Below are 14,062 nucleotides of genomic sequence, written 5' to 3'. Positions count from 1 at the left end.
GGTGGGTGACGGTCAACGGCGGCGGGAGGTCCCGACCACCATGGCGGCGGTGAAGCCGCCGTGGCCCCGGGCCAGCACCAGGGCCCGCCGCAGCGGCAGCTCCCGGGGCTCACCTAGGACCAGGTCCAGGTCCGGGTCGGGGCGGGTCACCCCGACGGTGTGCGGGACCACCCCGTCCCGGACCGCGAGCAGCGCGGTGGCGACGTCCAGCGGCGCGCCGCCGCCGTACAGCCGGCCGGTGAGGGTCTTCGGGGCGGTGACCGGCACCCCGCGCCGGCCGAACACCGCGGTGATCGCCGCGGACTCGGCCGCGTCCAGGTCCGGGCAGCCGGCGGCGTCGGCGAACACGACGTCGACGTCGTCCGGCGCCAGCCGCGCGTCGGCCAGCGCGGCGGTGATGGTCCGGCGCAGCGCCGGGGGTCGCCCGGAGCCGGGCGGCGGGTCGAAGCCGGCCGCGTAGCCGAGGATGCTGCCGTAGCCCTCACCGGCGCCGCGCTCGCGGGCGTGCCGGCCGTTCTCCACGATCAGGATCGCCCCGCCCTCGCCGGGCAGGTACCCGCTGGCCCCGGCGTCGAAGGGCAGGTACGCCAGGGTCGGGTCGTCCACCGTGGAGAGCCGGCCGGTGGCGAGCTGCGCGGTGAGCCCGTACGGGCAGAGCGACGCGTCGGTGCCGCCGCTGACCACCAGCCGGTAGCCGGAGCGGGCCAGCCGGCGCGCCTGGCCCAGGGCGTCGAGCCCACCGGCCTGCTCGGCGCAGATCACCCCGCAGGGACCGCGCATGCCGTGCCGGATCGAGACCTGACCGGTGGTCGCCGCGTAGAACCAGGCGATCGACTGGTACGCCCCGACCCAGGACGGGCCGTTGCGGTACAGCCGCTCCATCTCGTGCTGGCCGAACTCGGTGCCCCCGGACGAGCTGGAAGTGACCACCGCCATCTCGTACTCCGGCAGCCCGGCCGGGTCGACGCCGGCGTCGCCCAGGGCGTCGTCGGCGGCGGCCAGCGCCAGGTGCGTCCAGTGGTCCGTCTGCGGGATCAACCGGCCGGGCACCCGCTCCCGCGCGGCGAAGCCGGGGACCTGCCCGGCGTACCGGACCGGGTAGCTCTCCGGGTCGAAGCGGGTGATCCGGCCGATCCCGGTCTTGCCGTCCAGCACCGACTGCCAGTGCGCGTGGATCCCGATGCCGGTCGGCGCGGTGACCCCGATGCCGGTGACGACCGCGCCGACGTCGGCGTCCGATGCGCTCATCAGCACCACCTTCCCGTTGTGTGGCCGCGGGCCTCTCCTCGGGCCGCTGCCAGTGCACCCGGGAGCTGTCCAGTTCCTCTCAAGGCCGGCTCGACGCTCCGCACCGGACGGAGAGCGGGCCGTCATGGTCGGGGCGCGGACGCACGACGGCCGCCACCCCCCGCCCTGGTCGACGGGGGGTGGCGGCCGTGCGGGGGGTGGGCCGGAGGTGCTACTCGGCGAGGTTGCCGGTGGCCCGGCCGGCGTGGAACGGGGTGCTGATCCCCTCGTAGCCGAGGTGCATGGTCATGCCCATCGCCGCGTGCTGGAGGTTGTGGCAGTGGTCCATCCACAGTCCCGGGTTGTCGGCCCGGAAGGCCAGCTCGTAGGACTCGCCGGAGAGCACGGTGACGGTGTCGAGCCAGAGCGGGCTGCCGGTGGCCCGGTGGCCGTTGCGGCTCAGCACCAGGACGTGGTGACCGTGCAGGTGCATCGGGTGTTCCAGGAAGCTTCGGTTGCTGATGGTCACCTTGACCAGTTCGCCCTCCCGCACCATGAGCATCGGCACGTGCGGCGAGACGTGCCCGTTGATGGTCCACAGGTAGTAGGGCTGGCCGTCGTAGAACCCCGGCCGGTTGTCGAGCACCAGGTCGAAGCTGCGGTCGAAGTGGCTCTCCGGCCCGAACGGGGTGGCGGCCGGGCTGCCGTACCGGGTCGCGTCGAACTCCGGCCCGTCGGTCAGCGGCGCCAGCTCGCCCTGCCCGTCCGGGCTGAGCAGCAGGCCGGCGCCGACCGCCGCCAGGTCGGTCAGGCGGACCGGCGCGGACGGCATGGTGAACTCGAGGTCGTACCGGCCGCCGCCGCCGAGCATGAGCTTGGTCCGGTACAGGTCGGTGGGGGCGTTGACGGCGCCACCGTCGACCGCGGTGACCTTGAACGGCGTGCCGGCGAGGGTGAAGTACTTGCGGAAGTTGTCCGCGTTGATCAGCCGGATCCGGACCGGCGTGCCGGGGGCGACCGCCTCCCGCCGGAGCGTGTCAGCGGCGTTGAGGGTGCTGGTGTCGCCCTTGTCGGTGTCGAAGACGTGCGCGGCGACCACGAACTCGCGCACCCCGGCGGGGCCCGGCTGCGCCGGGTCGATGACCAGGGGACCGAACAGCCCGCGCCGCACCTGGGTCGAGGACGCCTGGTGCGAGTGGTACCAGTACGTGCCGACCTGCTCGGCGCGCCACCGGTAGACGTGGCTGCCACCCGGCGGCACGGCGTTCTGAGTGAGGCCGGCGACGCCGTCCTCGGCGTTGGGCACGTCCAGCCCGTGCCAGTGCACCGTGGTCGGCGTGTCCGCGGTCCGGTTGACCAGTGTCACCTCGACCAGGTCGCCCTGCCGGACCCGCAGCTCGGGGCCGGGGATCTGGCCGTTGAAGGCGATCGCGTCGACGGTGGTGCCGGAGCTGAGCGTCAACTTGGCGTCCGTGGCGATCAGGGTGAATCGCTTGTCGGGCTTGCCCGCCGGGCCGGTGAACCGGGTCAGCGGGCGGTCCGGCAGTCCGACGCCGTGCGAGTGCGCCGAGTGGTCCACCGGTCCAGGGCCTTTGCCATAGGTCATCGCTTGCTCCGTCATGCGGTAGTCGTCGGGCAGCTTGCTGGTCTGCCAGTCCCAGCCGGCGTAGCCGCCGACCAGGACGAGGACGGCCGCGGTGCCGACCGCGACCCGCCGCACCCGGGCCGCGCCGCGCGGCAGCGGTCGCACCACCCCGTCACGCACCCGGTTGGCGTGCCGGCGCCAGATCACCACCAGGACCAGGGCCACGCCGCCGTAGCTGACGAGCGCCGGCACCAGCAGCGGCGGGGCCGGCGCGAAGAGGATCATGACGAAGGAGACCAGCCCGCCCACGGCGACCGCGCGGGCCGGGAACGACACCCGCGGCGCGGCCGCCGCGGCGGGGGACGCCGGCGGCGCGTCCGCCTCCGCCGCGTCCTCCGGCGACGGTCGGCCGAGCCGGCGCAGCGCCGGCACGGTGACCAGGAGGGTGGCCAGCACCGGCAGCGCCACCAGGGGTACGCCGATCAGCAGCCGGTCGGCGGCGAAGTGCCAGCCGTACCCGTAGAGCACCAGCGAGGTGACCAGCCGGGCCGGCACGAGCAGCGCCCCGACGACGGCGGCGAGCGCCAGTCGCCGGCTCGACCGGCGCAGCCGCGCGGCGGTACGCGCGTGCGGCAGCCGGTGCAGCCGCCGGGCGACCGCGGCCCAGTAGCCGAGCAGCACGAGGGCGACCAGGAAGTCGTAGTTGAAGTTGTCGTCGTACGCGGGGATCGACGGCTCGAACACAGCTGTCCTCTCCGATAGGCGGGGGCGGGCGGCCGGTGTCGGGGGCCCGGGGGGACCGCGCGGGGGCGCGCCAGCCCCCGACACCGGCCTGTCTGGACGGGCCGCCACCTGTGGCGGCGAGGGCGGGGGCCCTAGTGGACGCGCGTGGAGTCGACCGGCTCGGCCGGCGCGTCCTCGTCGAGGCCGGCCTCGGCCTCGGCGTGCACGTTGATCCGGCGGGGCAGCCCGAACACCAGCAGGAAGGCGAGGAGGAAGACGCCGGCGTTGTACCAGGCGGTCAGCTTCATCGCGTCGCTGAACAGCTCCCGGCGGGCGTCGGTGGCGGCGTCGGTGTAGGCGCGGGTGACCGCCGCCGGCGCCGCCTGGTCGGTGTCCCGGCAACTCACCGGGACGGCGGTCGGGTCCTCTTCCGCGGACCGGTCCATGAAGCAGCGGACGAAGCCGTCCACCGCCTGCCGCTGGGCGTCCACCGGTGCGCCGGCGGACTGCAGCGCCGCGCGGATCGGCGCGGTGTTGGCCTCCGCGACGCCCTGCGCCCGGTCGCCGAGGAGCCCGAAAAAGATCACGCCGATCAGCGCGATGCCCAGCGCGCCGCCGACCTGCTGGACGGCGCTGAGCACGCCGGAGGCGGAGCCGGCCTCGTGGTGCGGGACGCCGGAGATGACGGCGTCCACCAGCAGCGGGGCGACCAGCCCCATGCCGACGCCGCCGACGAACATGCTGGGGACGAAGTGCCAGACCGAGACGTCGGTGCCGACGAACTGGATGGTCAGGATGATGGCGACCATCGACGCGGTCATCAGACCGGTGCCGATGTGCAGCACGGTCCGGCCGAGCTTCGGGGCGAGCTGGAACGAAGCGCCGCTGGCCAGCGCGATGCCGACCGACCAGGGCAGGTTGGCCATCGCGGCGGCGAGCACCGACTTGTCGAGGCCGGCCTGCAGGTAGATGATGAAGACCAGGAAGAAGGAGACAATTCCGGCGAAGAACACGAGGTTCACCAGGAGCCCGCCGACGAACGCCTTCTCCTTGAACAGCTCCATCGGCACCAGCGGCGAGCCACCGTGGCCGGACCGCCGCCGCTGGTGGGCGGCGAAGACCACCAGGCCGACCGCGGAGGCGGCCATCATGGCGAAGATCCAGGTCGGCCAGTCCTTCTCCCGGCCCTGCATGAGCGGGTAGACCAGCAGCAGCATGGTCACGGTGATGATGCCGACCCCGGTGAGATCCAGCCGCAGCGCGTGCGGGGTGCGCAGCTCCTTCATCAGCACCAGCGCGCCGACGAGCGCGGCGAGACCGATCGGAACGTTGATCAGGAAGATCGCCCGCCAGCCGAGGTCGAAGATGTCCGCCTTGATCAGCAGGCCGCCCAGCAGCGGCCCGCTGACCGTGGCGAGGCCGGCGACGCCGCCGTAGACGCTGAACGCGGCGACCCGCTCCTTCGGCGAGAACATCACCTGGATCGAGGAGATGACCTGCGGCACCATCATGGCCGCCATGGCGCCCTGCAGCACCCGCGAGGCGATGAGCAGCTCCGGGTTGGGGGCCAGCCCGCAGAGCGCCGACGCGACCGTGAAGCCGGCCATGCCGAGCAGGAACATCCGCTTCCGGCCGATGATGTCGCCGAGCCGCCCGCCGGTGATCAGCAGCAGCGCGAAGGCGAGCGAGTAGCCCGCGAGCACCCACTGCGCGGCGGTGTACGTGGCGCTGATGTCCTGCTGGATCGACGGCACGGCGATCGCCACGATCGTCACGTCCAGCAGGTCCATGAAGGTCGCGACGAGCAGGATGACCAGCACCATCCAGCGCCGACGGTCGGGCGGCGCCGCGGGCCGCGTGCCGACCCGGGCTTGGGCGTTGTTGTCGGTCATGACGACTCCTTCGACGGGGATATCGCGATACAACTCTCTCGGCCAATCACGCTATATCGCAACTGCGGAGCCGGTCAAGACGCTTCCAGAGAGTGACCGAAAGTCGTTCGTCACCTGCGAAAACGCCGACAGCAGCGGACCGGTCGCGAGTGTCGCGAGACAGTCGCGACTGTGCCAGTCGGCCCTGAAGCCCCGGTCGACGCCCGCTGGAGCGCCCCCTGGATCGCGGGCCGAGCGGGGCTCGAGCGACGCGCCAGAGGATCAGCCGGTCGGCGGCGGGCGACGCCACCCGCCGGCCCGCGCCCGCCGGGCGTCCGGCGTCCGGGCCGTCACCCGGGCGGCCCAACGAACTCAGGGGGAGCACGCGCATGTGTGGCATCGCCGGTCTCGTCGACTTCGAACGCACCCTGCCCACCGACCGGTCACCGGTCACCGCGATGTCCGGCACCCTCGCCTGCCGCGGCCCGGACGCCGACGGCCTCTGGACCGCACCGCACGCCCACCTGGCCCACCGCCGGCTCGCGGTCATCGACCTGGCCGCCAGCACCCAGCCGATGACGGCCCACGCCGACGGCCGGGAACTCGCCGTGCTCAGCTACAACGGCGAGCTCTACAACTACCGGCAGCTGCGCGCGGAGCTGGCCGGCCGGGGACACCGGTTCCACACCGACGGCGACACCGAGGTGGTGCTCCGGGCCTACCTGGAGTGGGGTGAGGACGTCGGCACCCACCTCAACGGCATCTTCGCCTTCGCCGTCTGGGACGTCCGCGCGGAACGGCTGGTCCTGGTCCGCGACCAGCTCGGCGTCAAGCCGCTCTTCTACCACCGCACCCCGGACCGGCAGGTGCTCTTCGCCTCCGAGATCAAGGCGATCCTCGCCACCGGGCTGCTGGAGGCCCGCGCCGACACCGACAACCTGCGGGAGATCCTCACCCAGGTCTGGACCCCCGGCCGCACCGTCTTCGCCGGCGTGGCGGAGGTCCGCCCCGGACACGTGGTCACCGTGGACGCCACCGGGGTCCGGCACCGCTGCTACTGGCGGCTGGCCTCCCGGCCGCACACCGACGACCTGCCGACCACCGTGGACACCATCCGGGGCAAGCTGGAGCAGGTGGTCGACGCCCAGCTCGTCGCCGACGTACCCGTCGGCTCGCTGCTCTCCGGCGGCCTGGATTCCAGCGTGATGACCGCGCTCGCGGCGCAGGCCCGGGCCCGGCGCGGCGCCGAACCGATCCAGACCTTCTCGGTCACCTTCACCCGCTACACCGAGCGGTTCCGGGCCGACGAGGTCCGCGACACCCCGGACGCGCCGTTCGCCCGGATGGTCGCCGAGCACGTCGGCTCCCGGCACACCCCGGTGGTGATCACGCCGGAACGGCTCGCCGATCCCGAGATCCGCCGCCGCACCATCGCCGCCCAGGACCGCCCCACCCCGCTCGGCGACATGGACGCCTCGCTCTGGGTGCTCTTCGACCAGGTCCGCCGGCACGCCACCGTCGCGCTCTGCGGCGAGGCCGCCGACGAGGTCTTCGGCGGCTACCACTGGGCCTGGGTGCCGGAGCTGATCCACCGGGAGGCTTTCCCGTGGATCGCCTTCTACCAGCACTTCTGCGAGGGGCCGGGGCTCGGCAGCGGGCTCTTCGACCCGGGGCTGCTCAAGCTGCTGGACCTGGAGACCTACAGCGTCGACCGGTACCGGGAGGCGCTGGCCGAGGTGCCGCAGCTGCCCGGGGAGACCGGCACCGAGAAGCGGATGCGGGAGATCACCCACCTGCACCTGTCCCGCTGGCTGCAGCACCTGCTCACCCGGGACGACCGGCTGAGCATGTCGGTCGGGCTGGAGGTACGCGTCCCGTACACCGACCCCGACCTGGTGGAGTACGTCTTCAACGCGCCGTGGGCGTTCAAGAGCCACGACGGCCGGGAGAAGGCGCTGCTGCGCGCGGCCGGGCTGGACCTGCTCCCCGGCGACGTGCTGGACCGGCAGAAGAGCCCGTTCCCGGTCACCCAGGACCCGCTCTACACCCGCTACCTGAGCGAGTCGCTGCGGGAGATCCTGGACGACCCCGGCCAGCCGGCGCACGCCCTGGTCGACATCGCCGCCGCGCGGCGGCTGCTGGACACCCCGGCCAAGTTGGCGAACGGCCCGATCGCCTGGGTCAACCGCACCCACATCGAGCAGGTGCTGACCCTCAACTCCTGGCTCGACATGTACCGGGTCCGCCTCGACCTGGACGACTGACCGCGCACCCGTCCCGCCGGCCGGGCGAGCGCCGGTCGCGACCCGTACCGTTGTGAAGGGAATGAGATGTCATTTCGCAAGGAACTCTGGGCGGCCGGCGAGGCCAGCTTCGACGCCCTGCTGGCCCACCCCGTACCGGTCGGCATCTGCGACGGCACGCTGCCCAAGGCGGACCTCGCCCGGCTGATCCGGGCCGACATCGTCCACCTGGGCACCTTCGCCCGGGCGCAGGCCCTGCTCGCCGCCCGGGCGCCGGAGCTGGCGGACCTGTCGCACTTCGCCGGCATCGCCATCGGCTCCAGCTACTCGGCGACCGGCAAGAGCGTGGCGGTGCTGCGGATGCTCGGCGGCAAGGCGGGCGAGCCCGGCGAGACCGTCGACCCCGCGTACGACGACTTCATCACCGCCGTCGCGCACACCGGCACGTACGCCGACGTGGTGGTGGCGACGCTGCCGCGGATGTGGTTCCACGCCGAGTTCAGCAAGGAGCTGCGCCGGCGCGGCTCGCCGGACCGGACCTACCGCAAGTTCATCGACACGCTGCTGCACGACGCGTACCTGCCGATCGTGGAGGCGACCCTGGAGCGGGCGGACGCGGTCGGCGCGGACGCCGCACCGGACGAGCGGGAGCGGCTCGCCGCGCTCTTCGCCCGGGCCGCGGAGTTCGAGCTGCGGCTCTGGGACGCCGGCCTGCCCCGGACCGCCTGACCACCCCCCGGGGCGCGCGGCCGTCCCGCGCGCCCCGGGCCGGCCTGATGAGATATAGCGCGTCACACTATCGCGATAGTGGGTATGCTGGTCCGGACAGGCGGTCGGCCCGAAGGAGTGTGGCGTGCAGGAGTGGCAGGTACGCGAGGGCGAGCGGCTCGAGCTGCCGCCGGCCCGACGGGTCCGGATCCGGGTCGTCGGCGGCGAGGTCGACCTGACCAGCGGCCCCCCGCTGCTGGAGCTGACCGACCTCACCGGCCCGCCGCTGCGGGTCACCCTGACCGGCGACCTGCTGGAGGTGCGCCACGACCAGGGGCTGCACCGGCCCTGGTGGCGGGACTTCCCGCCGGCCTTCCGGCGCCGGTGCCGCCTGGCGCTGGCGCTGCCGGCCGGCACCGAGGTCGAGGTGGAGACCGTCGGCGCCGGCATCGTCGCCGTCGGACTCGCCGGCAGCACCCGGCTGACCAGCCTCAACGGCGAGATCGTGGTGGACCGGACGGGCCCGGAGCTGCGCGCCCGCACGGTCTCCGCCCGGATCCTCGCCCGCGGCTGCACCGGCCACGCGCACCTGGAGACGGTCTCCGGCGAGGTGACCGTGGTGGCTGGCCGGGAGCCGGTCGCGCTGGACCTCACCGCGGTCTCCGGCCCGCTGCTGGTCGGCGTGCCGGACGACGACGGCGCCAGCCTCGACGTCGAGCTGACCACCGACGGCGGCCCGGTCGTCACCCAGCTCCCCGACGGCACGCCCGGGCTGGAGAGCCACGCCTCCGGCGAGGGCGGCGCGACGGTCGGGCTGCGGCTGCGCCGCGGCACCGCGCCGCACGCGGTCCGCGTCCGCGGCACCACGGTCTCCGGCCAGGTGGCGCTGGTCCGGCAGGCCGGGTCCGGCACGCCCACCCCGCCACCGGCGGCACCCGCACCGGCCATCGGGACCGAGGAGCAGCGATGAGGGCACCCACCTCCCCGTTCGGCCACGGGCAGTTCAAGCTCTACCTGCTCGCCCTGCTCCGGGACCAGCCCCGGCACGGCTACGAAGTGATCAAGCTGATCGAGGAGACCTTCGCCGGCGCGTACGCCCCGTCGGCCGGCGCCGTCTACCCGCGACTGTCCCGGTTGGAGACCGAGGGGCTGGTCTCCCGGGAGGTCGACGAGAGTGGCCGCAAGGTCTACCGGATCACCTCCGGCGGCGAGGAGGAGCTCCGCCGCCGCGCGCCCGAGCTGGACGAGCTGACCAGGGAGATCGACCGCTCGATCGCCGACATCACCCGGGAGGCCGACGCCGACATCCGCGCCGAGGCGGCCGGGCTGCGCGCCGAGGCCCGGCGCGGCCGGCGGGTACGGAGCCCGGAGAACCGGCGCGGCTGGTTCCGTCGGGGCGACGAGCCGGAGCCGACCACCGGCGGGCCGGAGCCCACCGGCGCGGAGGCCGAGGCGGCCGAACGCCCGGAGGAGCGGCTCGCCGACCGGACGCCGGCGGGCCGGGCCGACGCGGAGCGCGGGCCGGCGGCCGCGGAGCCGGAGCGGCACGGGACGGGGCCGGAGGACTGGGGCCCGCGGGAGTGGCGCGAGGCGCTCTCCTGGGGTGCGGAGTGGCGCCACGAGTGGAGCGACTACTTCGCCTTCGGGCGCAACGCCCGACAGGTCGAGAAGATGGTGGACCGGTTCCGGGAGGACGCCCGCCGGGCCCTCCAGGAGGGCAACGCCGCCGACGCGCACGCCATCGAGGAGTGCCGGCAGGCGCTCGGCGAGGCCCTGGTCCGGATCCGCCGGGCCGTCGGCGTCTGACCCTCCGCCGCTCACGCCGGCCCTCCGCCAGCGTCGAGCGGTGGTCCAGTCCCCGTCGAGTCACCGGTGCGAGCCTTCCGCCGACAGGAGCGCGGGTCGCCTCCCGCGCCGGACCGGCCACGGAGGACGCATCGATGACACGGATCCAACTGGCGCCACCCGCGCCGACGACCGCGCCGGGCCGCCTCGCCGGCATGCCGCGCTGGTTCGTCACCCTCTTCCTCACCGACATGTGGGAACGCTTCAGCTTCTACGGCATGCAGGCGATCCTCTTCCTGTACGCGGTGGCGCCCCGCGCCGACGGCGGCCTCGGCCTCGGCGTGGGCACCGCGACCGCGCTGTTCGGGCTGTACATGGCCCTGGTCTTCCTGGCCGCCGTGCCGGGCGCGTGGATCGGGGATCGGCTGCTCGGCGCCCGGCGGACGACCCTGTACGGCGGCCTCGTCATCGCCGCCGGGCACACCTGCATGGCGCTGCCCGGCGCCTGGTCGATCTGGGCCGGCCTGGGCCTGCTGATCGCCGGCACCGGGCTGCTCAAGCCCAACATGGGGGTTCTGCTCAGCGACTTCTACGGCGACGGCGACGTGACCCGCCGGGAGGCCGCGTTCTCCATCTTCTACATGAGCATCCAGGTCAGCGCGCTGATCGCCCCGGTGGTCACCGGCTTCCTCGGCGAGACCGTGGACTGGCACCTCGGCTTCGCCGCCGCGGCCGTCGGCATGTACGCCGGGGTGCTCCAGTTCGCCCTCGGCCGCCGGCACTTCGGACCGGTCGGCGCCCAGCCGGCGCACCCGATCGGGGCGGCCGCGCGCCGGCGGCTGTTCCGCCGGACCGGGTACCTGGTGGCCGTGGTGGCCGGCCTGCTCGGCGCCGACGCGCTCGCCGGCACGCTGCGTGTCGAGCACGCCCTGATCCCGCTCGGGCTGACCGTGCTGGGCGTACCGGTGCTGCTGTTCCGGCGGCTGCTACGGCACCCGGCGATCACCCCGGTGGAGCGGCTGCGGGTGTACGGCTTCATCCGGCTCTTCCTCGGCTCGGCCGTGTTCTGGATGATCTTCACGCAGTCGGGCTCGGTGCTCAGCCAGTTCGCCCGGGAATCCGTCGACCGCGAGGTGTTCGGTTTCCTGGTGCCGGCGAGCTGGTTCCAGTCGCTGCACCCGCTCTTCATCCTCGCCGTGGCGCCGCTGGGCGCCTGGCTCTGGGTCCGCCTCGGCGACCGGCTGGGCGTACCGGTGAAGTTCGCGCTCGGCCTCGGCCTGGTGGCGGCGAGCTACCTGGTGATGGCGGTGGTGGCGGTACGGGCCGCCGAGGCCCCGGTGTCGCCGGTCTGGCTGCTGCTGGTCTTCCTGCTCCAGGCCGCCGGGGAGCTCGCGCTCGCCCCGGTCGGGATCAGCGCCGCCGGTACCGCCGCCCCGGCCTTCTACCGCAGCCAGATGATGGGGCTGTGGTGGTTGTCGGCGGCGGTGGGCGCGGCCGTCGGCGGCCGGATCGGGCAGCTCGCCCCGGCCCTGCCGCAGCCGGCCTACTACGCGGCGCTGGCCCTCGTCGCACTCGCCGTCGGCCTGGTCCTGCTCGCCCGCCGCGTCCGCATCCGCCGCCTGCTCACCGCCGGCGTCCCGGCGGCCTGATCCCGCGGCGCTCCGGGGCCGTACGTCCGCACGCCCGCGCGACCTCGCGCGGGCGTCGGCGCGCCCGGCCCACGCCCGCGTTGGGCGGAAGTGACCGACGCCATCTCGCCGATCTGGCGGGGTCCGGTGGGCCTGGGATGCCGCCCGGTCGGCGACCCGGTGCCGGCCCGCCGCGGCTGGCAGCCCGGAACGACCCGTCGCCCCGGCACCGGGACGCGGTGCCGGGGCGGCGGGTGAACGGACGAGCGACCGGGACGGGATCAGGCGCCGCGGGCGGCGGCCGGCAGGTTGAGCACGGAGAGCTGGGAGATACACCGCATCGGGGCCGGCAGGGCCACCATCGGGCCGACCACGTACGGCCGCAGCCGCTCCCACTCCACCGCCCGCCCCGCCCAGCCGGTGATGTGGTCCAGCGCCGCCGCCAGCTCACCCTCGTACTGGTAGATCCGCACCAGCGTGCGGTCCCGGACGAAGGCCGCGGTGGCCAGCACCGGACCATCATCGGCGGAGATCGGCGGGGTGGCGGCCAGCGCGCCGCCGATCTCCGGAGCGGCGTCCGGCACGACCGGCCAGCGCAGCGCCAGCATCGCGGTGGCCACGTCGTCGCGGCGCACGTGCTGCTGCACCGGGCGCATCGTGGCGCGGCTGAAGTGGGCGGAGAAGCCCTCGACGGTGCCGGTGTCCCGGGCCTCCGCCAGGTACGGCGCGATCTGCTGCTCGGCCCGGTGCACGCCCGGCTGGGAACCCATGTGCCGCGCGATCGCGGCACCGTTCCCCTCGAACTGGATGACCCGGACCATGTCCGTGTCCTGGATGAACAGACCGGTGGCGAGCAGGCGACCGACCACCGCGCCGGAGGGGTCGCGCAGGGTGGGCGAGGAGGCCCGCTGGAAGCTGCCGGCCGAGAAGATCCCGGCGATCTCGTCCTCGTGGCCGGGTTTCACCCCGTAGCTGATGGCACCGAACGGCATGGTGACTCCTTGAGGTGTCGTGGGTCGGACTGGTCAGATGCCGCCGTCGACGTGGACGACGGTGCCGGTGACGTAGCCGGAGAGCCGGCCGGCGAGGAAGAGCACCACGTCGGCAACCTCCGCGGCGGTGGCCTGCCGGCCGAGGGCGGCCATCGCGCGCAGCCGGGCGGCGAGCGGCGGGGGCGGTTCCTCGCCGGGCGACGCGACGGGGCCGGGCGCGACCGTGTTCACCCGGATTCCGGTCGGTCCCAGCTCCTTGGCGAGCGAGCGGGAGAAGCCGAGCAGCCCCGACTTCGCGGCGGCGTAGTGGCTGCGGCCCGGGGCGCCGCGCAGGGCCAGCGCGGCGCCGACGGTGACCACCGACGCGCCGGGGCGGAGCAGCGGCAGGACCGTCCGGGTGGTGGCGGCGACCGCGGTCAGGTCCGCGTCGACGACCCGGCGCCACTCCTCGTCGGACATTCCCGCGAATGGCGTCCCACCGTCGACGGCGGCGTTGTTCACCAGCACGTCCAGGCCGCCGAACTCGTCCCGGCAGGCGGTGGCGAGCAGCTCCCGGTCCGCCGGCACGGTCAGGTCCGCCCGCACCACCCGCAACCGCTGCGGTACGTCGGTCGACCCGGACAGGGCGACGGCCGCCGCGGCGTCGCCCCGATGGCAGGTGAGCACCGAGGCGCCGGCGTCGAGCAGCGCGTGCACCACGGCCCGCCCGATCCCCCGGGTGCCCCCGGTGACCAGGCACCGCCGCCCGGCCAGGCCCAGCAGGTCGACCGCCGGCGCGGGGGCGCTCACCGCGCCACCACCGCGATCGCGTTGAGCAGCAGCGCGCCCACCGCCAGCGAGGTGCGGGTCCGGTGCAGCGTCTGCCACCGCGGTCGCGGATCCCACCAGTCGGCCGGTACGGCGTCCGGGTCGACCCGCTTGACCTGCCGGTTGATCGGCACGTTGCCGAGGTGCGAGACGAACTGGCTGGCGGCCAGGAGCAGCCCGGCGACCACGAACAGCACCCAGCTGCCGTCGTTCCGGTCCAGCGCCACCGGGACCAGCAGGAAGTCCGCGACCATGCCGACGTTCACCACGATCGGCATCACCGGGTGGTAGCCCTTGCCCAGCAGCCGGTGCACCCGGATGTAGGTGCCCGCGGGAAGCGCGAAGAGCGTGGGCAGCACGCTCACCGCGACGGCGAAGAGCACCCCGGCGGTGATCCCGCTTGCCACCAGCGCGGAGACCCCGAGCAGCCCGGATATCCAGGTCATCATCGTCCTTCCCTCCCCGCCGCGGCGGCCCGCCGCGGCTGCCGGCC

At 74.3% G+C, this 14,062-nt stretch carries 11 protein-coding genes; 5 read left to right on the top strand and 6 right to left on the bottom strand.

Going from position 1 to position 14,062, the window contains the following annotated elements:
* Positions 1 to 12: 12 nt before the first annotated feature.
* The 3 genes from EV384_RS13390 to EV384_RS13380 all read right to left on the bottom strand — a co-directional run bounded on the left by EV384_RS13390 (position 13) and on the right by EV384_RS13380 (position 5,427).
* Positions 13 to 1,248 carry a ketosynthase chain-length factor gene (locus EV384_RS13390; RefSeq protein ID WP_130333421.1) on the bottom strand — a complete coding sequence of 412 codons (1,236 nt, stop codon included), beginning with the start codon at positions 1,246 to 1,248 and terminating at the stop codon, positions 13 to 15.
* Between the two features lie 211 nt (positions 1,249 to 1,459).
* Complete coding sequence (locus EV384_RS13385; RefSeq protein WP_130333419.1) at positions 1,460 to 3,556, bottom strand: multicopper oxidase family protein; 2,097 nt, start codon at positions 3,554 to 3,556, stop codon at positions 1,460 to 1,462.
* A gap of 131 nt (positions 3,557 to 3,687) precedes the next feature.
* Entirely contained in the window at positions 3,688 to 5,427 is a 1,740-nt protein-coding gene (locus EV384_RS13380) for an MFS transporter (RefSeq protein ID WP_130333417.1), read from the bottom strand.
* Between the two features lie 368 nt (positions 5,428 to 5,795).
* On the opposite strand from EV384_RS13380, the gene asnB reads away from it, so the two are divergent.
* The 5 genes from asnB (at position 5,796) to EV384_RS13355 (ending at position 11,791) form a co-directional block, all read left to right on the top strand.
* Positions 5,796 to 7,670: an asparagine synthase (glutamine-hydrolyzing) gene (asnB, locus tag EV384_RS13375; protein WP_130333415.1), complete on the top strand. Its 1,875-nt coding sequence runs from the start codon at positions 5,796 to 5,798 to the stop codon at positions 7,668 to 7,670.
* Between the two features lie 66 nt (positions 7,671 to 7,736).
* A complete protein-coding gene (locus EV384_RS13370; RefSeq protein ID WP_130333413.1) occupies positions 7,737 to 8,378 on the top strand; it encodes a thiaminase II/PqqC family protein in 642 nt (213 codons plus the stop codon).
* A 124-nt stretch (positions 8,379 to 8,502) separates the two neighbouring features.
* Positions 8,503 to 9,327, top strand: a complete 825-nt coding sequence (locus EV384_RS13365) for a DUF4097 family beta strand repeat-containing protein (protein WP_130333411.1) — start codon at positions 8,503 to 8,505, stop codon at positions 9,325 to 9,327.
* Positions 9,324 to 10,163: a PadR family transcriptional regulator gene (locus EV384_RS13360; protein ID WP_130333409.1), complete on the top strand. Its 840-nt coding sequence runs from the start codon at positions 9,324 to 9,326 to the stop codon at positions 10,161 to 10,163. The genes EV384_RS13365 and EV384_RS13360 overlap by 4 nt, the downstream gene beginning before the upstream one ends.
* 134 nt (positions 10,164 to 10,297) lie before the next feature.
* Positions 10,298 to 11,791 (top strand): peptide MFS transporter, encoded by a 1,494-nt coding sequence (locus EV384_RS13355; protein ID WP_130333407.1) that lies wholly within the window; start codon positions 10,298 to 10,300, stop codon positions 11,789 to 11,791.
* A gap of 260 nt (positions 11,792 to 12,051) precedes the next feature.
* Here the strand turns inward: EV384_RS13355 and EV384_RS34780 are convergent, their stop codons facing one another.
* The 3 genes from EV384_RS34780 to EV384_RS13340 are packed head-to-tail and all read right to left on the bottom strand — an operon-like array spanning position 12,052 to position 14,018.
* The gene (locus EV384_RS34780) at positions 12,052 to 12,762 is read right to left on the bottom strand and encodes a SchA/CurD-like domain-containing protein (RefSeq protein ID WP_165439926.1); all 711 of its coding nucleotides are present in this window, start codon (positions 12,760 to 12,762) and stop codon (positions 12,052 to 12,054) included.
* 33 nt (positions 12,763 to 12,795) lie between these two features.
* Positions 12,796 to 13,551: an SDR family NAD(P)-dependent oxidoreductase gene (locus EV384_RS13345; RefSeq protein WP_130333405.1), complete on the bottom strand. Its 756-nt coding sequence runs from the start codon at positions 13,549 to 13,551 to the stop codon at positions 12,796 to 12,798.
* Positions 13,548 to 14,018: an anthrone oxygenase family protein gene (locus EV384_RS13340; RefSeq protein WP_242624034.1), complete on the bottom strand. Its 471-nt coding sequence runs from the start codon at positions 14,016 to 14,018 to the stop codon at positions 13,548 to 13,550. The genes EV384_RS13345 and EV384_RS13340 overlap by 4 nt, the downstream gene beginning before the upstream one ends.
* Positions 14,019 to 14,062: the final 44 nt, after the last annotated feature.

It is taken from the genome of Micromonospora kangleipakensis (assembly GCF_004217615.1).
In the GTDB taxonomy this organism is placed as follows: domain Bacteria; phylum Actinomycetota; class Actinomycetes; order Mycobacteriales; family Micromonosporaceae; genus Micromonospora; species Micromonospora kangleipakensis.
The sequence above is the reverse complement of the archived record's forward strand: the minus strand, read 5'-3'. Positions and strand labels throughout refer to the sequence as shown.